Raw genomic sequence first — 20994 nt, 5'->3', positions numbered from 1 at the left:
GTGAAACTATCGGGCCATGTCTGTCCGACTTGCCCGCCCGCATCGCGTCGCCGTCCTGGCGCTGCCTGGCGTTGTCCCCTTCGAGCTCGCCATCCCGGCGCGGATCTTCGGCGGCGCCTTCGCAGCGGAGGATCCGGAGCACCCGCTTTACGACGTCGTCACGTGCACGGTCGACGGCTCAGCCGTGCAGACCTCCGACGGCTACACCATCAACGTCCAGTACGACGCTTCGGTGCTCGCCACTGCTGACTCCGTCGTGATCCCGCCGTCGCACATGCTCCAGGAGATCCTCGACTCCTACGGCCAGCTCGACCGGTCCGTACTACGCGCACTCGAGCAGATCCGCCCAGGCACTCGCTTGCTGGCCATCTGCACGGGCGCCTTCGTACTAGCCGCCGCCGGCCTCCTCGACGGCCGGCCCGCTGCGACCCACTGGGCCGAGGCAGAGCAACTCCAGCAACTGTTCCCCGCCGTAGAGGTGGATCCCGTCGTGCTCTACATCGACGACGGCGACGTACTGACCTCCGCCGGGGTGGCCGCCGGTATCGACCTGTGCCTCCATGTCATCCGCCGCGACCACGGCAGCGCAGTGGCGAACTCCGTGGCCCGCGCCTGCGTCGTACCGCCGCGACGCGACGGCGGCCAAGCACAATACGTCCGCCGGCCGATCCCACCCGTACGAGACGGTGGTACAGCGGGCACCCGCGCGTGGGCCGCCGAGCAACTCGGCCGGCCGCTCAGCCTCATCGAGCTGGCTGAGCACGCCCGGATGAGCGTGCGTACCTTCACCCGCAGATTCCGCGCCGAGACCGGCGTGAGTCCCGGCAACTGGCTAGCCCTTCAGCGGCTCGACTATGCCCGGCAACTGCTGGAGGACACCGAACTGACAGTCGACCAGATCGCCGATCGGACCGGCCTGGGCAGCGGCACCAACCTGCGACAGCAACTACGCGAAAACGCCGGGGTCTCCCCCACCGCCTACCGCCGAATGTTCCGCAACGAGCCGATCCAGCCTCACGAGTCGGCAGGCCTAAGCCCTGGCCACAGCAGGTCTCGCCTCGAGCTGGGGCTAGAGGCGAGACCTGGTGCAACTCAGGCGCTGTGACTGAACTCAGTCAGCCGTGTGCTGGTGGGCGCCAGGCCGTCTTCAGTGGCTGCGGCGTCCGGCTCGGCGGGTGACCACCAGCAGTACGCCGCCTGCGAGCACCAGGGCCAGGGCCATGAGGACCATGGTCAGTCCCACTGGGCCACCGGTGTCGCCGAGGTCGCTGCCCGGCGGCTGGGGACTCGGCGTCGGCGTGGGCATTCCGGGCTTCGTTACCTTGACGGTGACCGAGCTGGTGTTGTCACCCGGATCCGCGTCCGGGGTCTTCGACGTCGCGGTCGCCGTGTTCGTGACTGACTTCTTCCCGTACGCCGCTTCGATCGCAACCTCGAGCACGATCCGGGTGGTCTCGCCGGGGTTGATCCGGGCGATGGCGCAGCTGACCCGTTGTCCGTGGGTCGCGCAATTGCCCGGCGTACTCCGCAGTCGCAGTCCGGCGGCCAGCTCATCGGTCACCGTCACGCCGAGCGAGGCCGAAGGTCCGGCGTTGTGCACGGCGATCGTGTAGCCGAGGTTCTGCCCGGCCACCACGCTCGCGCTCGACGCAGTCTTGAGCACGCTGAGGTTGGCCGACTGGCTGGTCCGGCCGCCCGCCTTCGCCTCGTTGTTGCCGATCACCGGGTCCGAGGTCGCCGCACCGACCCGCGCGACGTTCTCCAGCGCGCCGGTGAATCCAGGGACGACAGTAGCCGTGACGATGACCGTGATCGTCGCGCCTTCCGCGAGCAACGCCGTACTGCATTGCACAGTGCCGGCCTCGGGCGCGTCGGATGCTCCGGTGCGCGTCGGCGGCAGCACCGTGCAGGTCACGCCGTCGGCGCCCTTGGCGGAGACCTTCGTCAGACCGCGAGGCAGCTCATCGGTGACGACCACCGTCCGGGCATCCGACGGCCCCTTGTTCTGCACGGTCAGGGTGAACTTCACCGGCTGACCGGACACCGGATCGGCCGGGCTCATCGTCTTGGTGATGGCCAGATCGGCCAAGGCCGTCACCGGCGACACGATCTTGCCGGTGTTGTTGTCCTTGTCAGGATCGGGTGTCGGCGAGGTCGCCGTGGCGGTGTTGGTCAGCGTCGCCCCGTCGTACCCCGGAGCCAACCGGACCCGGATCGACAGGATCAACTGCCCGACTGGTACGTCGCCAAGCTCGCACCGGACAGCGGCGCCGTCGACCTGGCAGGGCTTGCCCGCGGACACCACGCTCACACCGGCCGGCATCGTGTCGGCCACGACCACCGAACGCGCGACCGACGGACCCGCGTTCGTCACCACGATCGTGTAGTCGAAGGTGCTGCCCGGAGTGACGCCGGCCGGCTCTGCCTGCTTGGTGACGGCGACGTCCGCGCTGGTGCCGACGGGGATGGTGATGGTCGAGCTGTTGTTGTCGACGTCGGGGTCCGGCACCGGCGAGGTCGCGGTGGCGGTGTTGGTCACGCTGGTCCCGCTGTACCCGGAGTCCAGCGCCGCCGTGACAACCACGGTCGCCGTACCGCCCGCGGCGAGAGTCCCGAGCGCACAGCGGATGGCCTGCCCCGTTGTCGTACACGAACCCAGGCCTGTCTCGACACTGATCGGCGTCAGCCCGGCCGGCAAGGTGTCCGCGACCTCGACGGAGGTGGCATCCGACGGGCCGTGGTTGACCACCGAGACGCGATAGGTCACTCCCCCGCCCGCGGTCGCCGACTTCTCGTCGCTGGTCTTGATCACCTCGAGGTCGGCGGACTGTACGACGTTCGTGGTGACCGTGCCGGTGTTGTTCGCCGGGTCCGGATCGGGCGTCTGAGCAGAAATGCTGCCGGAGTTGGTGATCGCACCGGTCTGCGCCGAAGCGACCTTGACCCGCAGTACGACGACGGCGTCGGAACCCGGCGCCAGCGCGCCAAGCACGCAGCTGACGGCTGCGCCGGTCACCGTGCAAGCACCATCAGCGCTAGTTGCCGTGAGCAACGTCAGGCCGGCCGGCACCTCGTCCGTGACAGTGACCGCCTGCGCGGTCGACGGGCCCGCGTTGTGCACCTTCAGCGAATAGACACCTTCGCCGCCCGCGACCAGCGGCGACGGCTCGACCGACTTCGCGATCGACAGATCGGCCGAGGCGCTCACCGTGGTCTCGGCCGTGCCGGTGTTGTTCTGGTCGTTCGGATCCGGAGTCTGTGAGCTCGCCGTCGCGCTGTTCGTCAACTTCCCGGCCGGCACGTCGGACGCAACCGTCACCACGATCGTCACGACCGTCTCACCACCAGGCGCCAATCGCCCGGCGGGGCAGCTCACCACCGGCTCGGCGACGGCCGGATCCTGCAGGCAGTCACCGGCCGGGCTGGAGCCGCGGACGTACTTCGTACCCGCCGGCAGCGTGTCGGTGACCACGGCCGCGACGGCATCGGACGGTCCCGCGTTGTGAACAGTCAACTGGTAGCTCAACTGGTTGCCAGCGACAACCGTCGCCGGAGCGGTCTTGGTGATCGACAGATCAGCCTTGGCAACGACTGTCGTCGTACTGGTCGAGGTGTTGTCGGACTCGGTCGGATCCTCCGGCGTGCGCGATCCGGCGGTTGCGGTGTTCACCAGCTCACCGGGTTCGGCGCCTGGGGCAACCGTTCCATTGACAGTGACCACGAAGCTGTCACCTGAGGCCAGTGTGCCGAGCGAGCAACGAACTCGCCCGTCGGCAACCGTGCAGGTGGCCCCGCCGGTCGCCGAGGCGGTCACGTCGGTCACCGCGCCTGGTACCACGTCCTCCACAGTGACACCTTGGGCGTCGGACGGACCCGCGTTCCCGACCGTGAGCTTGAACGTGATCGCCGTCCCCGCGGCCACCGGATCGGGGCTCGTCGTCTTGACCAGGGTGATGTTCGCCTGCGCGCCGGTCAGCAGCGTGTACGTCGCGGAGTTGTTGTCCGGTACGGGATCCGGGGTCGGCGACGAGACCTTCGCGGTGTTGTCTAGCTGGTTCGGCGGCGTACCGGAAGGAACGTTCGCCACCACGGTCACCGTGACGGTATCGCCCGGAGCCACCGTGCCGACTGCGCAGGTCACCGTGCCGTCAGCCTGACTGCAATCGCCCTGGGACGTGGTCGCCGAGACATACTGCAGCGGCGCCGGCACCGGGTCGGTCACCTTCACGGTCTTGGCCGCGGACGGCCCGTTGTTCGTGATCTTCAGCGTGTACGTGACCGGTCGCCCGGCCTGGACCGGGACCGGCTGAGCGGTCTTCGTGATGACCAGGTCGGCGCTCGTGGTGAGGTCGTCGGCCGTCTTGCCAGTGTTGTTCGAGGTCTCCGGATCCGGCGTCGTGCTGCTCGCCCTGGCCGTGTTCACCAACGAGCCGGTCGCCGTCGCAGCGACGGTCGCAGTCACCGTCACCGTGGCGGTCGAGCCGGAGCCGAGGTCACCGATCGCACACCGCACCTGGCCGGACGACACCGTGCAAGTACCGGCGGTCGTGTCCGCGCTGGCTCCGGTCAGGTCAGCCGACAGGTTGTCGGCCACCTGGACTGCCTGGGCGTCCGACGGGCCGTCGTTCCGCACGGTGATCTGGTAGGTCACCGGCCTGCCCGCAACGACCGGCGTCGTGATCGTCTGCTTGGCGACGACCAGGTCTGCCTTCGGCTTCCCTGGCGTCACGGTCGCCGTATCCGTGTTGTTCGACAGGTCCGGATCCGGCGTCGTACTGCTGACGCCGGCCTTGTTGACCAGCGGATCACCCTGGTACGCCGAGTCGAGCGCGGCGGTGATCGTGACGACCAGCGCCGACTTCCCGGCCAATCGGTCGGTCGTACAGGTGATGTCCTGGCCGGCCGCCGTACAAGTCGCAGGAGCCGGCGCCTCGACCTTGACCAGGGTCAGACCGGCTGGGAGCGAGTCTGCGATCCGGACCTGCTCGGCATCCGACGGCCCGTTGTTCCGGATCGTCAGCGTGTACTTCACCACCTCGCCGGGCGCCGGGTCGTCCGGCGTGACCGCCTTGTCGACGGAGAGGTCCGCGGACCGCGTCACCGGCGTGGTCACCGAGGCGTTGTTGTTGCTCTGGTTCGGGTCGGAGGTGGAACTCGTTGCCGTGGCGACGTTGGTCAGGCCGGTCGCAGTGGTGGCTGCCGGGACACGGACGATCACCGTGATGCTCGCCTCGCCACCGGGGGCCACATCACCCAGCGCGCAGTCGACCTTGCCAGTACAAGAACCCTGGGTCGGCTTGGCTGATACGAGCTCGACACCGTCGGGCAGCGTGTCGGTGACGGCGACCTCCCGCGCCGTACTCGGACCGTTGTTGTGGGCAACGATCGTGTACGTGAGTTCGCCCCCGGCCGGGGCCGGATCCGGCGTACCGGTCTTGGTCAGCACGATGTCGGCCGACTCCGCGACCGGCGTACGGACCTCGTCGGAACGGTAGCTGTAGGGCTTGTCGAGCGTCTCGGCCGTGTAGTCCAGGTAACCGGTGTTCACCACCGTCGTCCCGGCCGAGGCGTCGTCGAGCGTGACGCGGAAGCGGACCGTCGTGCTGTCGTTGGTCCCGAGCCGTCCACCGGTGGTGGCGTTCGCACCCATGCCGACCCGGAACCGCACCGAGCGCGAGGCAGCGTCGTACTCCGCCTGGTCGTCACCCGCCTGGTCGGTCTTGTCTCCCGTCCCCGCGCCGGAGACCACGCCGAGCGAGCCGGGCACGAAGGTGGTGTTCGGCGGCAGCGCGTCACGCACCGCGGACCGGAGTGCGTCATCGTCACCGGTGTTGCCGTAGCTCAGCGTGTACTCGAGCGTGTCGCCGATCTTCGCCGGGTCGTTGCCGGACAGGTTGCGGACCGTCTTGGTGCCGTGGACCGCCGGCGCGTAGAGGTCGATCTGGGTGGTCAGCGCCGCCGGGTAGTAGAAGTCACCGGTACTGGCGAAGGTGAGCTCGGCACTGGTCGAACTGTTCGGCAGGATGCCGGCCGCGTCCACGACCTTCGCGTCCAGGCCCAGGTTGTTCAGACTCGCCGGCGTCCGGTTCGTGAGGTTCGCACCCGCGTCGGTCACCCGGCTCCCGAAGAAGTTCGCCGACGGACTCTGCGCGTCCGCGAGCCGGGTGCCGTTCACCGCGAAGTAGTCGCCGCTGATGCCCGCGTCACCCTCGTACGTGACGCTGCCGAAGCGCGCGTTCACCGGGCCGCTCGGCGGCGCAAGGAAACCCGAGATGCTGGTCTTGATCACGTCGCCCGTGGTCACCCGCGCATAGCCGTTGAACACGGTCAGGTCGCGCAGCGGCTCGTTCGGGTGCTCGTAGGCGATCACCAGACTCCAACCGGCGTACCGATCGGCACCTGTGCCGGCCGCTGCGTCCGCACCCCAGTACTCACCGTTTCCAGCGGTCTGCACGACCGAGGTGATATCGAGGTACGACGAGTAGTCCTGGGTGGTGGCGCTCAGATAGTCCGTGCGCCCCGCGGCCATCGCCTGGTACGCCGTCTGGCCGGGGACCCGGAGCTTGATCGACTTACCGTCGCCGCTGCTCGCCGTACCGCCGGTGCCGGCGGCCCGGGTGGCGCCCCAGAACAGGCCCGCGAACAGAACCTTCGCGCCGTCGGGGAGGCTCACCGTGGCCGCCGACGAGGACTTCGTCGAGGAGTCCGAGTCGGCGTCGAGCAGTCGCATCGCCCACTCGTTGTTCGACGCGTTCGCACTGCTGCCCGCCAAGGCCGCCCTGCAGGTGGTGACCGTGGTGTCACAGGTCTCCAGCGAGTTGCCGGTGATCCGGATCGCGCCGTTCACCTGCGCGCCGAACACCTTGCCGAAGGTCCGGATCGTCTCCGCCGCAGCCGTTGCCGGTGGCACCAATCCCGAGCCGGCCACCAACAGCACAGCAAGCAGCAGACGCAGCCGACCAGCCATCTGAATGTCCCCGTTCAGTCGCACCTGTGGCGAGAGCCTTCACCTACATACCACACTCAGTAGTCATTCAACTACCAGCGGCGATAGGTGTCGGGGGCAACAATCCGGCGACGGTCGGGCGCAGTCGCTAGATTTCGTCGGTGTCGAGGCCGTTGGCGGCCATCCTGGCACTGAGGCCGGACTGGACGGCGCGAGCGGCGGAGCTGCCCGTCTTCCGTTCGGCTTGCGCCTGGAAGCAGGCGAGGAACTCGTCGGTGAGTCCGAGCCGGGGGAACTGCCGGAGTACTTCGGCCCGGAAGGCAGGAGTGAAGTCGTCGAGGTTCCTGCCTGCGATATCCAGCCCGGCCGCTCGCGAGATCAGGTGACCTTCGGGATCATCGGCCGCGTCCACGTCGGGCCACATGTGCCGGACGATGACTTCGCCGAGGCGCTCGCGGCGCTCGCTCGGCCAGCCGGCGCCGGCGGCGAACACCCGGGCGACATGGCCGCCGGCCTCCTCGAAGGAGACGGTATGACTGTCGAACTCAGGCACCAGGCTGATGTCGTGGAACATCGCCGCCACGAACAGCAGCTCGGCGTCGTACCGGATGCCCTGCTGCTCGGCGTAGGCCGCCGCCCACACGTAAACCCGGCGCGAGTGGCTCTGCAAAGCGGCGGACTGGTAAGCGGCGGCCACCTCCAAGGCCGCCGATGAGGCGGCGGTCTCAGGAACCAAGAGGTCTTGCAAAAGGATCATGTCTCGACGGTACGGCGCGAAATGCCGCCATCACTGGTCCATTCCGCCCCCACGCCCATGGGCCATTCCCACCGGTTGTCGGAGTGCGCCGGTAGTGTCTTGGGCCGTGGACATTGGGGAGCGGATTCAGGAACTTGCCGATCAGATCGTGGTACTTCGCGACGCCTATTACCGGGGTTCGCCGACAGTTGCCGATGCGGAGTACGACGCGGTCGAGGACGAGTTGCGGGCGCTGATCGGCGCCAATCCTGAGCTGGCGCCCGACCCGAACCCGCTGGAGCAGGTGGGGGCGCCCGCGGTGCTGCATGCGCCGATCCGGCACTCGCGGCCGATGCTGTCGCTGGAGAAGGCGACTCGCCCGGAGCAGGTGGAGGCCTTCTTCGGCCGCTTTCCCGGCCAGTCGGTGGTGGTCATGCCGAAGCTGGACGGCCTGTCGTTGGCCTTGGTCTACGAGAACGGGCAATTGGCCCGGGCGATCACCCGCGGCGATGGGACGACCGGCGACGACGTGACGCCGTTGGTGCGGGCGCTCGCTGACGGAGTACCGGCGCGGCTCGACGTACTGGGCCGCATCGAGGTCCGCGGTGAGGCGGTCATGTTGCGCTCGACCTTCACCGCCTACAACGCGGCCCACCAGGACAAGCCTCTGATCAACCCGAGGAACGCCGCTGCCGGCACCCTGCGCGCCAAGGACCCGGCCACGGTCGCCGAGCGGCGACTGCAGTTCCTCGCCTTCGACCTGCTCAGCGATCCCGACAACACCGACGCCGATCTGGACCGCGCGCTGCAGACGCTCGGGTTCACCGTCGCCGACATGCGGCACTGCGACGACGCGGTCGCGGCGCAGGCGGTGATCACCACGATCGAGCAGCAGCGCAACGACCTCGACTACGACCTGGACGGCGCCGTACTACGGCTGGCAGATCGCGACGCCTTCGCCGCCGCTGGTACCAGGTCGAGCTCGCCGCGTGGCGCGCTGGCGTTCAAGTTCGCCGCGGAGGAGAAGACGACCGTGCTCGCCGACGTGGTCTGGGACGTCGGCAAAACCGGCAAGATCGCGCCGGTCGCCTGGCTGGAGCCCGTCTTCGTCGGCGGTACGACGGTCACCCGCGCGACGCTGGCCAACCAGGAAGTGATCCGCGCCCGCGGCATCAAGATCGGCGACACAGTCCTGGTACGCCGCGCAGGCGACGTCATCCCATTCGTCGCCGGAGTGCTCGACGCCTCCAAGCGCACCGGCGCGGAGCGCGACATCGTGCCGCCGAGCGTATGCCCGTCATGCGAGCAGGCACTGACCGAGCAGGGCAACAGCCGCGAACTGTTCTGTACCAACGTCGCCTGCCCGGCCCAGACCGTACGGCGGCTGATCCACTGGGCATCGCGTGCCGCGGCCGACATCGACGCGATCGGCGGAGTCTGGATCGAGCGGCTGGCCGAAGCGGGCATCCTGGAGCACCCCTCGGACTTCTACCGGTTGACCAAGGACCGGCTGCTCGAGTTCGACCGCGTCGGCGAGGTCTCGGCGACCCGCATGATCGACTCGATCGAAGCGAGTCGTCAGGTCGGCCTCCGCCGGGCGCTGATCGGCCTCGCGATCCCGATGGCGTCCGAGGGCACCGCGACCAGGATGTGCCGAGCGGGCTTCGGCTCACTGGAAGAGGTCGCCGACGCAGGCGTCGACGCCCTCGTTGCGGTGGAGGACATCGGGTTGAAGGTCGCCACCTCGCTGATCGAGCACCTCACCCGATTGCGGCCCGAGCTCGAGCGGCTCCGTGCGGCCGGAGTGTCGCTCGACGTGCGCGAGGAAGACCTCCCGCCGGTCGTCGTGGCCGGCGCACCTCTGGCGGGCAAGACGGTGGTGGTCACCGGCGCGATCAGCGACCCGCGTTCCGGCGAGAAGGTCGCCCGCCCGGCCTTCCAGCGACTCTGCGAGCGCGCAGGCGCGACCATCGCCTCGTCGGTCTCCGCGACCACCGATCTGCTCATCACCGGCGCCGACGTCGGCGCCGCGAAACTCACCAAGGCCGAGAAGTTCGGCGTCACCGTCGTCGACCAGTCCGAGATCTGGCAACAACTCCTCGCCGCCGACCTCCTCAACCAGTGAACACGGCCACCTGAACCCGTGGACCGGGCGAGAAGCTGTTCGGCCGCCGGATGCCGAGATCGAGGTTTCCCGGTGTGGTGCGGGGGCGATGATGGTGCCGGACATGATGGGTGAATTCGGCGCGCAGGGGTGAGCACTTCGGCTCTGCGGGAAGAAGGGGGACAGCATGGCGGCTGGCAACTGGTCGTTCGAGGATGATCTTGGACACCACGTCGAGGTGGCGAATCGACCGGCCCGGGTGCTGGCCTACGCCCAGGCCGCGCAGACGCTGGTACGTCTCGGGGTGCCCGTCGTGGGTTACTTCGGCTCCCAGCACCACGCCGACGCCGGCGCCCAGCCCGCGTTGGCGGGCCTGGATGTGCCATCCGTCGGCTCCGGCGACGCTGTCGACCACGACCTGATCAGGACGCTGCAGCCTGATCTTCTCGTCGGGGTCAGCTATGCCGGCGAGGTGTACGGCCTCTCCGAAACCGTCGCGGCCGAGCTCGCCGGCATCGCGCCGGTCCTGCTTATCCGCATCGCCGGGGAGCCGGCTCTCGAGGCGATCATCGGGCGCTTTCATCAGCTGGCGGGAGCTTTGACCGACGCGTCGGCCGTACCGGATGACGAGACAGCCCTGACGTCGGCGCTCGCCCGGCTGACCGCCGCTGTGAACGAACAACCCGCGGTGCGGGTGACGGCACTGTCCGGCGGCACGCCGACCGACGCGTACGTCGCCAACCCGGCGTACTGGCCCGGCCTGCGTCTGCTGGCCGAGGCCGGCCTGCCCTTCACGCCGACCACCGCGAAGGGTGGCTGGGAAGTGGTGAAGTGGACCAACCTCACCAGCAGCCATCCCGCAGACATCCTGCTCTACGACCAACGCCCCAACTCGCTCGGCGACGATCAACTGGCCACCATCCCCGCCTGGGCCGAGATCCCCGCCGTACGCGCCGGTCAGGTGCTGCCCTGGAACCCCGAGCCACCCCTGACCTTCGAGACCACCGCCGCATCCGTCGACACCCTGACCACTGCGATCACCGCACTCAAACCTTGAGGGTCTCGAGTTTGGTCGGGGACGGGTCCAGGTAGGGCGTGACGTTGAGCAGTGCCCGGGCGACGTACTCGTCCTTCTCGCCGACGGGGGCGACGTAGTGCATGGCGCTCTTGGCGGCGTCGAGGCTGTGGAGGCGGGCGATGGTCCAAGTGGCGAGGTACGTCGACGCCAGGCAGCCGCCGGCGGTGGCGAGGTTGCCGCGGGCGAAGAACGGCTGGTTGAGGACCTCCACGCCGGCGGCCACGACCCACGGCTTGGACACGAGGTCGGTACAAGCCGGTATGTCCGTCAGATGCCCGAGTTTGGCCAGCACGAGGGCGCCGGAGCACTGCGCGGCCAGCAGTTGCCGGTTGGGATCGAGGCGGCGCAGGGAAGCCATGATGGCGGGGTCCTCGACGACTTCGCGGGTCTGCCGACCACTGCCGACGATGACGGCGTCGGCCTCGCAGGCTTCGTCGAGGTCGATCGTTGCGTCGATGGTGACGCCGTTCATCGAACGCAGCCGCGGCGCCGGCCCGGCGATCGACACCCGCCAGCCGGGTTCGCTGACCCGGTTGAGGATGCCGAGGGCGATCAGGGAGTCGAGTTCGTTGTAGCCGTCGAAGGTCAGGATCGCGATGTGCACCAGGGCTCCTTTTCGGTCTACGGCCCACGGTAGGAGCGTTGATCCATGACGATCCACAAATTGTCATGGATACAATTCGGCGGTGAGAGTGCCGAAGTACAAGGGCGTGGTCGATTCGCTGGCGGCGCAGCTCCGCGACGGCCGGTGGCCGGCCGGCCACCGCTTGCCCACCCATCGCAAACTGGCGGCCGACGAAGGGATCGCGGTGGTGACCGCTTCCCGGGTGTACGCCGAGCTGGAAGGGATGGGCCTGGTCAGCTCCGAGCAGGGCCGGGGCACGTTCGTGCGCGACCTCGCTGCTGCGGCCGGCGAGGAGTTCGATCAACGGTCGGTGGCGGTCGACGCTCTCGATCTGAGCTTCAACTACCCCGCAGTCCCAGGCCAGGCCGAGCTACTGCGCCAGGCTTTGCGGGACCTGGCTGCCGGCGGCGACCTCGATGCGCTGCTGCGCTACCAACCACCTCGCGGCCGCGACCAGGACCGGGACGCGGTCGCTCGTCACCTGCACCGGCGGGGACTCGACGTCGGCCGCGAACAGATCCTGATCGTCAACGGCGCCCAGCAGGGTCTCGCGGTAACGGCGATGGCCTTGTTCCAGCCCGGCGACGTCGTCGCGGTGGACGCGCTGACCTATCCCGGGTTCGTCGTGCTCGCACGCACGCTAGGGCTGGAACCGGCGCCCTTGCCGGTGACCGAGATCGGGCCCGATCTGAAGGCCCTCGAACAGTTGTGCCGGCGACGCCGGGTCCGCGCCGTCTATGCGATGCCGACTCTGCACAACCCGCTCGGCTGGGTGCTCGATCACTCCCAGCGCGCCCAGCTGGTCTCCATCGCCCACCGGTACGGCGTTTCGATCATCGAGGACGCCTCGTACGCGTACCTCGTCGAGGACGCGCCACCGCCGTTGGCGACGCTCGCGCCCGACCTCACCGTCTACGTGTCCGGGCTGTCGAAAAGCGTCGCGCCCGGTTTGCGGATCGGCTTCATCGCGGCCCCCGCGGCACTCGTACCGGCCCTCGAGCGCATCATCCGGGCAACCACCTGGCACACCCCCGGGCTGACGACGGCCCTCGCCTGCCGGTGGCTGACCGACGGGACCGTCGATCGCCTCGAGGAGCAGAAGCGAGACGACGCCCGGCTACGGCAATCCATCGCGTCGGAGGTACTGGCCGGGTTGGGTGGTGTCGGGCACCCGTCCTCGTACTTCGTCTGGCTGCCCTTGCCGCAGGACGCGCGTCCCGACCGGATCGCCGCGGCGCTGGCCGACCGGCGCATCGCGGTCTCCACCGCCGAGCCCTTCGCGACGACATCCACAGTGCCGCACGCCCTCCGCCTCGCACTCGGATCGGTCGGAATCCCAGATCTGCGCAACGCACTGCCCGCAGTACGAGAGGAGGTCGACCACGATCCATTCCGCTGACTGCCCGCTGGGCTACGGCGAGATCCAGCCGGTCAGGACGGTGGTGCCGGTGGCGGTTTCGCAGATGACGCGGAACGGGTGGCGTGGGACGGGGCGGACGATGAAGAAGCCGAGGTCGTCGATCGGCAGGGCGCCGACGGCGTCGATGTCGGAGGCCAGTCTGACGGTTCCGGGCTGGGGCGGGCTGAGCTGACCGAGCACCTCGTGCGGGGTGAGCTCCAGCTCGATGGTCAGGCCCTCAGCGGCGAAGGTCAGGGTCCGGAGCTCCGCGCTCTCCGTCCGGGTGAGGCTGAGCTCCTCGGTCTGCCAGGCAGAGTCGTAGGTGAGCGCGGCCAGCTCGGCGTCGATCGTGCGCCAGGCGTAGGCCGCCTTGCCGGCCTCGACGAAGTCGCGCGGCAGCTCCCGCTCAGTGGCCATCGCCTCCTGCAGTACTTCGAGCAGTTCATCGTCATCGTTCCACCACTGGTCGGTCATGCTGCTCACCCCCTTTCGCCTTGACGGCTTTGCTGTTCCTGCTGCGTAATTTGGGTTCGGCTATCAGGCTGGCTAGAGCCGGTGCACTGCGCAGCCGCTCCAGACAACGAGCCCGGTTGGGCCCGATACTTCCGATCGGCATGTGTAGCTTCTGGCTGATCTCCGAGTAGGCCGCCGGCGGGTCGCTCACCAGCATCGACAACAACGACTGGCAGCGAGGCGCCAACTGAACGAATGCGGCCCGCACGGTTTCGCGCCGTTCATCGGCCAGCAGTTCCTCGTCGACCGCCCGCGCCTGGTCCGACAGATCCGGCGAGACCTCCGCGGGATCAGTCGCCTCGGTACGCCGTCCGATCCGTACCAGGCGCAAGCACTCGTGCTGGGTGGTCGTCACGATCCACCCGGGCAACGCTGCCGGCTCCCGCAGCTCGGGAAGACGCTCGATCAGCCGCAACCACACGGTCTGACCGACGTCGGCGACGTCTTCGGCCGACAACCGGAACCGCCGGCTGACGGACCAGACCAGCGGCGCGTACCGCTCCACCAACTCGTCCCAAGCCCCCTTGTCACCACTCCGGGCCCCCTCCACCAACCGGATCACGGCCGGGTCATCGCGCATACCGTGCCCCCTCCGTACGCAGCGAGAGAGCTTTACACGAACGGAGCCTCGAAGGCACCTGTTGATACATCTCCGCCTCACATTCCCAGCACAACAAAGGAAGCCGCGGTGGCGACCGCCACCGGATCATCGCCCGCGCCGGCCTGAGCCGCAGCCAGCGCTTCGGCGAGTGAACCTCCGGCGGAAAGCCGGTCATGCACCGCCGTCATCAACGGGACAGCGGCCCGGTCGTTCACCGGCACCACGCTCGCCAGAATGCCGGCCGCACCGAGCGGCATCAGGCTGCTGGTGAGGCCGAGCAACTCGTCCGCGCCGACCGGCTGCGCGAGTCCGGAGTCGCAACTGGACAAGACCAGCTGGTACGGCGCCTGCCGGAGCCGCTCGAGGTCGTACACGGTGAGCGGCCCGTCATCCAGCTGGAGTGACGAGAACAGCGGACTGTCCGACCGGAACGTCCCGTGCGCCGCGATGTGCGCGAGCCAGGCACCATCCAGTGCGCGGAGTACGGCGTCCGCGGTCGCCGCTCCCCCGCCGAGCACAGTCGCCTCCGGGTACCGCTCGACCAGCGATGGTATTTCGGAGTACCCCGAGGTGAGACCCGGCCCGAGGACCAGCGCCACCTTCCGCTCGGGTGGTGGCCGAAGCCGGCGCGCCCGCATCCACATCGCCGCCGACGGCGCCACGCTCACCACCCGATCGGCCAGCGGTGGCAGCAGATGCCAGGGCAGCGCCTGCAGACGGCCAGGTGGAACGATCACCACTGGCCCGTCACCGAGATCCGTCGCGGCGTCGCCGAGCACTGCCGCCGACAGCCGATCGCCGATGACGTCCAGCCCCGGCCCCGTCGGCGGACGGCCTCGCGCCAGCCAGCGGAGGCGGAACCGAGCGCGCTCGACCTCGAACGACGCTGCCGACAGCGGACCGACCGTATGCAACCTGATCCGCCCATCGCGGACCACGATCGCGTGCAAGATGTCGTCGACCTCGACCATCTCGACCAAGGTCGTTTCTCGTTGCTCTGCACGCAGTTGATCGAGGTCGAACCGCTCGCCGGCGCTCGACGAACCGCCCGGCGCCTCCAGGGTCCGCGACCGGACGGCATGTTCGAGCCGCCGCCGGTCGCGCTCAAGCGCCTGCCCGGCGGGGGTATCGAGGGGTAGGCGCTCCGACCGCCGGACGACCTCCCGCAATGCGGCCAGATCGGCAACCAACTCGCTGTCTCCGAGAGTGCGCACCGGTTCAGCAGCCAGGGCGGTCGCCCGCCATCGCTCGCTAGACAACAGGAGTCGCCTCGGGTCGTTGCGGCGTACGGCGTCACGCAACGCCAAACTGGCCAACTCAGCACCATGTGCGGTGGCCCTGGCTCGCAGCTCCGTCGCGCCCATCATCAGGCGGTGCTCATCCAGTACGTCGAGGCCGCGGGCGCACGCGGCGAGCATCCCGCTGACATCCCCACGGGCCTCTGACCGGAGCGCCTTGCCGAGCAACGCCAGCGCACGGGCGAGCGGCGGGGCTCCCCGGCGGTACTGCGAGGCTCGCTCCAGCTCGCGATCCGCTGTCACCCGACGCCCTTCGGCGAGAGCGATCCGTCCGGCGAGCAGATGAGCGGCGGGGGCTTCCGCAGCCCCCAGCTGATCGAGCCGGGCCGCCGTCTCGATCACGCGACGCAGTAGCTGTGGGCCCTGGCCACCGGCCTGATGACGCGCCTCGAGCTGAACCATCGTCGCCCTGGCGGACCACCACGGCCGGCGCTGGGCGGAGAACAGCCGGCGCGCCTCCTCGGCACGTTCGCGCGCGGTCACCGGGTCCGCCGAGACCAGCGCCACCGTCGCGGCCGCGAACAGCAACTCGGCCCGCTTCGTCGGCTGACCGCCGTCCTTGTCCATCTGGGCTACCGCTCGATCGGCCTCGTCCCGCGCCTCGCCGATCAGCCCGGCCGCGAGGAGCACCCCGCAGCGGTCGATCGCCAGCTCCGGCCAGACGACACCCAATGCCTCGAACCGCTGCCCCGCGGTGCCGAGATACTCGAGCGCCAGTGGCAGATCTCCCCGAGCGAACGCGACCAGTCCCCTGTTCTGACCGACCTCGGCCGACTCGAACGCTTGACTGCTCGCGGCGTACAGGCGCTCGGCGACGGCGAAGTCCGCGTCGGCCTGACGCGTCCGGCCCAGCGTGAGGTAGACGAAGCCGCGGTAGTTCCGCGACCGCGCCTCCCAGACCTGGTCACCGGCCCGCCGGAGCCGGCTCACCGCGTTGCGAAGGTCCTCCAGCGCCTCCTGGTGCCGCCCGAGCACGAGCAGCACGTCAGCGCGCCGGATCAGCACCCGGCCGGCGAAGGCCCCTGTACTACCGGCGACAGCGCGGTCGAGGCACGCAAGCCCCTGCTTGCCCTGGCCGGCGCGTCCCAGGGTCGCGCCGAGCGTGGCCAGCGCGTCGAGCTCACGCTGCCCGCTCCCGGACTGCTCGGCCAGCCGCAGCGAAAGCCGAAGCTCCCGGATCGCCCCGCCGATGTCGCCCAGCTGGCGCAGGCCGATACCACTCGCCTGCCGGGCGATAGACGCGTCGAGCACCGGTGGATCGGTCGCGAGCAGCCGCTGGGCCCCGGCGATCGCCTCGTGCGGGCGCGCCAAAGCCAGCGTCAACAACTGCTCCGGCACCGTCGCCACCTCGACATACCCCCTCGGTAGTCGGCAGAGTGAAATGCTAACTGGCCTGCCGGGTGTTCCGGCGGCATCAGGGGAGGAAACACGTGACAGACAAAAATCCGGACGACAACCCGCAAGAGGACCCGAAAGGCAACGATGCCAGCTGGAAGTTCGTCGACCAGGTCGACCTGCTGATCAAGGCGTTCGGCAAGGAGCTCGAGATCGAGCCGCGGGAGTGGCGCACCGCAGGGGTCGACTATCTGTACCGGGCCGGCTCGGTGGTGGTCCGGGACGAGGATCTTCCGCGCGTGATCCGGCTCTTCGGCGGCGGTACGGCGCACGACGGCGGGATCAGCGGCGTGACCCAGCTCGACCTTCCCGCCAAAGTCCCTGAGGAGGCGCCACGGGCCCGCACCGACACCCAGCGCTTCCTCCGGTACGCCGACCTGCGGCTCGGCGTCGGCGTCGTGACCCCGGTGCATCTCTTCTTCGTGTCCCCCAGCGTCAGTCCCTGCCCTGCAACGGAACCCGAGGAGGTCCCGGCGGGGATCGACCCGGCGCCGAAGGGTGACGGCCACGCCGATGGCAACGGCGTCAAGGTGGTCGTGATCGACGTCGGCTGGACGGACGCGCCACACGCCTCCTGGCTGGACGGCGTCACCGGCGACCCCGAGGTGGCGTTCGACCCGGGCACCGGGCTGATCCGGCCGTACGCCGGTCATGGCACCTTCATCGCCGGTGTGCTGCGGCTGATCGCGCCCAAGACCGAGGTGGTCGTGAAGAGCTACTTCGACCGGGCCGGCGCGATGTGGGAGATCGACCTGGCCGAGAAGCTGACCGAGGCGCTGGCCGAGTCACCCGACATCATCAGCCTCTCGGCCGGTACCAAGACCCGCTTCGGCATCCCGTCGGTCGGCCTCGACGTCTTCATCCAGACCAGGCTGAACCGCGTCAACGGCCTGGTGCTCGTCGCGGCGGCCGGGAACGACGGCGATCGGGAGTACTTCTGGCCCGCGGCGTCACCGGAGGTGGTCTCGGTCGGAGCCCTCGCAGCTGATGGGGAGAGCCGCGCGTCGTTCAGCAACTTCGGCACCTGGGTCGATGTGTACGCACCCGGCGAGAACCTCGTCAACGCGTTTCTCACCGGCGACTACGAGTGCACCGAACGACCGAACACGGGAACGATCCGTACCTTCGACGGGATGGCGTCCTGGAGCGGTACGTCGTTCGCGACGCCGCTGGTCGCCGGGCTGATCGCCGCCAGGATGTCCGTCACCGGCCAGAGCGCCCGGCAGGCCGCGGATTCGCTGCTCGCCTACAGCCTGACCCAGTCGATCCCCGGCGTCGGCGCGATCCTGCGACCGGAGGACGCGCTGCGCTAACCCGGAAGCTGACGCGGTACGTGGTCCCCCCTCTGAACCATCACGTACCGCGTCAGCCCCTCCCCCCGGGCTGGAACCGATCCCCCACCCCATCGGCTCTCGACAGGTCGGAGTCACAAGATCCGCCGGTGATACAAGTCCGGTCCGATGTTTTCCGCGCCGCGCTCGAATCTCCGTGCAGGAGACAAGGGGGCATCACCTCAGCAGCGTCGGTGAGACGCCGGCCATCGCTGGCTCGAAACTCTGGGTAACGCGCTGCTGACCGTACGACGTCAGGGCGGCGTCGTCGGTCGGCGGGTCAGAGCGTGTGCAGTTTGTCGAACGGGGACAAGACTCGCAGCAGCTTGCCGTCGCCGAGGTCGACCACGACTGCGTGAGTGCCCTCGACCGCGTTGATCCGGCCCAGGCCCTCCTTGTCGTGGGACACCCGGTCGCCGACCTCGAACGTCTTGATCGGGGCGGGCACCCGGGGCTTGAAGGGACTCGTGGACAGGTGACGACGCGTCGTCGCGCGGGAGGGCTCCATCAACACAAGTATGCGCCTATCTCCGGCTATCCGCGTATCCCGAGTCTGATCCGAGACCTCACCCGCTGAAGGTCCCGTCGATTCGGGGCCTCCGGCCCTGGGCTGATCCGGTGCTCCTGACGTTCGATGGACTCATCGGCAGGGCAACCGGAGGCCCTGCCGTCACCATCTCCCAGAAGGGCCCAGATGACTACCCCGCCGCGGCGCTTCGACCACACCGGTCTGCAGATCCTGGCCGAGCAGGAATCCCTGAAGCTCATTTCCTCAGTACCGTTCGGCCGGCTGGTCTTCACCCGCGGAGGCCTTCCCGCCGTCCGGCTGGTGAACTTCGTCCTCGACGATCGCGCGGTCATCTTCGCCACCTCGGACGGTGACAAGTACCGCGCCGCGCAGCGCGCCGACGTGGTCGCCTTCGAGGTGGACGACGTCGACCACGAACGACACCTGGGCTGGACCGTGACCGCCACCGGCCGCCTCTCCCTGATCGACCCGGAGGAGGCGGCTGTCATCCAAAGCGTCCTGCCGGTACGACCCTGGGCCCCCAACCGCGAGCGCCATCTCATCCGGCTGGCCATCGAAGTACTCGAAGGCCGCCGCCTGGTCGCCTGGGGCGAGCGACCAGAGCACCGGTCACCGTAGGTATCTAATCGGGCCGGTATTCCGTACGGTGGGCCGCATGGCCGGTACCGGCGGGAAAGAAGACAAGAATCGCACTACCTGGGACGAAGGAACCCTCGAATTCACCGGTCTGTCCCGAGTCCGTCTCGACGCCCTGCTGCAGGAACTCCTCGGCCGCGTCGACGACATCATCGACTCCCAGGAACGCCTCCGGGCCCTCCTCGACGCCGTCGTCGGCATCGGCGCCGACCTCGACCTCACCAGCACGCTGGACCGGATCGTCACCGCCGCCTGCGAACTGGCCGGAGCCCGGTACGGCGCGTTGGGCGTGGTCGGTCACGACGGCAAGCGCCTCGTCCGCTTCATCACCCACGGCGTCACCGCCGACGAGATCGCCGCCATCGGCCCGTACCCCGAAGGTCACGGCATCCTCGGCCTGCTGATCGACCACCCGACCCCGCTGCGACTCACCGACCTGGCCGAACACCCGCGCTCCTTCGGGTTTCCCGCCAACCACCCGCCGATGAGCAGCTTCCTCGGCGTACCGATCCGGACCCGCGAACACGCCTTCGGGAACCTCTACCTGACCGAGAAGGCGGGCGGCGCCGAATTCACCGCGGACGACGAGCGCGCCGTGACCGCGCTCGCGGCCGCGGCCGGCGTGGTGATCGACAACGCCCGGCTGTACGCCGACACCGAGCGCCGCCGTCGCTGGTACGAGATCACGGCCGAGATCACCCAGTTCATGCTCGGCGAGTTCGATTCGCAGCAGGCGCTCCAGCTGATCGCCGCCCGGGCCCGCGAGGTCTCCGGATCCGTGCTCGGCGCGGTCTTCCTGCTCGAACACGGCGACCTGGTGATTCAGGTTCTCGACGGACCGCCGGCCTTCCAGAGCTATCTGGGCCGCCGGATTCCGGCCGACCGGCCGATCCTCGGCGACGTCCTGGGCGGGGAGGACCAGGTGGTGGTGGAAGACCTCTGCACGCTCGCGAAGGAGACCGGCCGGCTGGCGGACTTCCCCGAACTCGGCGAGCTCGGCCGGACCATCTTCGTCCCGCTGCCGCGCAGCGAGGGCAGTACGGGCGGAATCCTGATGGTGGCCGCCGCGCGCGGGGCCATTCTCGGCGTGACGGCCGGGACCGATCTGGTCCGGATGTTCGCCAGCCAGGCGACGCTGGCGCTCGACCGGGCGCAAGCTCAGCAGAACCGATCGGTCCTCGCAGTACTGGAGGATCGTGACCGGATCGCCAGGGATCTGCACGACCTGGTGATCCAGCGGCTGTTCGCCACCGGCCTGCAACTGCAGGGCATGCACCGGATGGTCCAGCCGGAGGTACAGGAACGCATCACCAAGGCGGTGGAGGACATCGATGCCACCATCCGCGATCTGCGCGCCGCGATCTTCGAGTTGCAGAGCCAGCCCGGCAAGCCTTCGCTGCGCGCCGACCTCCAAGCGCTTGTCCGCGAGTACTCCGATCCGTTGGGTTTCCGGCCCGAGTTGCTCTGCACAGGGCCGATCGACACGGCCGTCCCAGCGTCGGTGCGGCCGCAGATCGTCGCCGCGGTGCGCGAGTCGCTGTCGAATGTGGTCCGGCACGCTCAGGCCGGTGCCGTCAGGATCGAGATCACTGTGACCGGCACGGAGGTCACAGCCCGGATCTCCGACGACGGCATTGGCATCAGCGGCTCGGACCGGCGCAGTGGTCTGCGCAACCTGGAGGAACGAGCCGCCTCGCTGGGTGGTGCCGTACGGCTGGAGTCCAACCAGCCGCATGGCACCGTGCTGGAGTTACGCGCGCCCCTCAACGTGCACCCCAGCTGATCAGGGTCCGGCTCAACACA

14 protein-coding genes are annotated in these 20994 nt (G+C 69.0%); 7 read left to right on the top strand and 7 right to left on the bottom strand.

All coding sequences use genetic code 11. The features are described from left to right. Positions 1 to 16: 16 nt before the first annotated feature. The gene (locus tag G3I17_RS03080; RefSeq protein ID WP_164593680.1) at positions 17 to 1105 is read left to right on the top strand and encodes a helix-turn-helix domain-containing protein; all 1089 of its coding nucleotides are present in this window, start codon (positions 17 to 19) and stop codon (positions 1103 to 1105) included. Between the two features lie 42 nt (positions 1106 to 1147). Here G3I17_RS03080 and G3I17_RS03075 read toward each other — a convergent pair whose 3' ends face one another. Both G3I17_RS03075 and G3I17_RS03070 read right to left on the bottom strand, forming a co-directional pair. Beyond that, positions 1148 to 6967 (bottom strand): DUF11 domain-containing protein, encoded by a 5820-nt coding sequence (locus tag G3I17_RS03075; protein WP_164593678.1) that lies wholly within the window; start codon positions 6965 to 6967, stop codon positions 1148 to 1150. 127 nt (positions 6968 to 7094) lie between these two features. After that, positions 7095 to 7703: an HD domain-containing protein gene (locus G3I17_RS03070; RefSeq protein WP_203589638.1), complete on the bottom strand. Its 609-nt coding sequence runs from the start codon at positions 7701 to 7703 to the stop codon at positions 7095 to 7097. A gap of 106 nt (positions 7704 to 7809) precedes the next feature. Here G3I17_RS03070 and ligA point away from each other — a divergent pair, with 106 nt between their 5' ends. After that, positions 7810 to 9807, top strand: a complete 1998-nt coding sequence (ligA, locus tag G3I17_RS03065) for an NAD-dependent DNA ligase LigA (RefSeq protein ID WP_164593676.1) — start codon at positions 7810 to 7812, stop codon at positions 9805 to 9807. A gap of 166 nt (positions 9808 to 9973) precedes the next feature. Next, a complete protein-coding gene (locus G3I17_RS03060) occupies positions 9974 to 10843 on the top strand; it encodes an ABC transporter substrate-binding protein (RefSeq protein WP_164593673.1) in 870 nt (289 codons plus the stop codon). On the opposite strand, the gene G3I17_RS03055 is transcribed toward G3I17_RS03060, so the two are convergent. Continuing rightward, complete coding sequence (locus G3I17_RS03055) at positions 10833 to 11468, bottom strand: DJ-1/PfpI family protein (protein ID WP_164593671.1); 636 nt, start codon at positions 11466 to 11468, stop codon at positions 10833 to 10835. The genes G3I17_RS03060 and G3I17_RS03055 overlap by 11 nt on opposite strands. An 82-nt stretch (positions 11469 to 11550) precedes the next feature. Between G3I17_RS03055 and G3I17_RS03050 the strand changes: the two genes are divergently transcribed. Continuing rightward, positions 11551 to 12888 (top strand): PLP-dependent aminotransferase family protein, encoded by a 1338-nt coding sequence (locus tag G3I17_RS03050; protein ID WP_164593669.1) that lies wholly within the window; start codon positions 11551 to 11553, stop codon positions 12886 to 12888. A 12-nt stretch (positions 12889 to 12900) separates the two neighbouring features. On the opposite strand, the gene G3I17_RS03045 is transcribed toward G3I17_RS03050, so the two are convergent. The 3 genes from G3I17_RS03045 to G3I17_RS03035 form a co-directional block, all read right to left on the bottom strand. Further along, a complete protein-coding gene (locus tag G3I17_RS03045; protein WP_203589636.1) occupies positions 12901 to 13362 on the bottom strand; it encodes a hypothetical protein in 462 nt (153 codons plus the stop codon). Beyond that, positions 13337 to 13981 (bottom strand): sigma-70 family RNA polymerase sigma factor, encoded by a 645-nt coding sequence (locus tag G3I17_RS03040; RefSeq protein WP_164593665.1) that lies wholly within the window; start codon positions 13979 to 13981, stop codon positions 13337 to 13339. The genes G3I17_RS03045 and G3I17_RS03040 overlap by 26 nt, the downstream gene beginning before the upstream one ends. Before the next feature lie 77 nt (positions 13982 to 14058). Continuing rightward, positions 14059 to 16638, bottom strand: a complete 2580-nt coding sequence (locus G3I17_RS03035) for a CHAT domain-containing tetratricopeptide repeat protein (RefSeq protein WP_164593663.1) — start codon at positions 16636 to 16638, stop codon at positions 14059 to 14061. 92 nt (positions 16639 to 16730) lie between these two features. Here G3I17_RS03035 and G3I17_RS41970 point away from each other — a divergent pair, with 92 nt between their 5' ends. Then, entirely contained in the window at positions 16731 to 18008 is a 1278-nt protein-coding gene (locus G3I17_RS41970) for a S8/S53 family peptidase (RefSeq protein WP_164593661.1), read from the top strand. A 298-nt stretch (positions 18009 to 18306) separates the two neighbouring features. Here G3I17_RS41970 and G3I17_RS03025 read toward each other — a convergent pair whose 3' ends face one another. Next, positions 18307 to 18534, bottom strand: a complete 228-nt coding sequence (locus G3I17_RS03025) for a hypothetical protein (RefSeq protein WP_164593659.1) — start codon at positions 18532 to 18534, stop codon at positions 18307 to 18309. A 186-nt stretch (positions 18535 to 18720) separates the two neighbouring features. On the opposite strand from G3I17_RS03025, the gene G3I17_RS03020 reads away from it, so the two are divergent. Continuing rightward, positions 18721 to 19173 (top strand): pyridoxamine 5'-phosphate oxidase family protein, encoded by a 453-nt coding sequence (locus G3I17_RS03020; RefSeq protein ID WP_164593657.1) that lies wholly within the window; start codon positions 18721 to 18723, stop codon positions 19171 to 19173. A 37-nt stretch (positions 19174 to 19210) separates the two neighbouring features. Next, positions 19211 to 20974, top strand: a complete 1764-nt coding sequence (locus G3I17_RS03015; protein ID WP_164593655.1) for a GAF domain-containing protein — start codon at positions 19211 to 19213, stop codon at positions 20972 to 20974. Positions 20975 to 20994 lie beyond the last annotated feature (20 nt).

Source organism: Streptomyces sp. SID13031 (genome assembly GCF_010548305.1).
Taxonomy (GTDB): domain Bacteria; phylum Actinomycetota; class Actinomycetes; order Propionibacteriales; family Kribbellaceae; genus Kribbella.
This window is presented reverse-complemented; position numbering and strand designations above follow the sequence as displayed.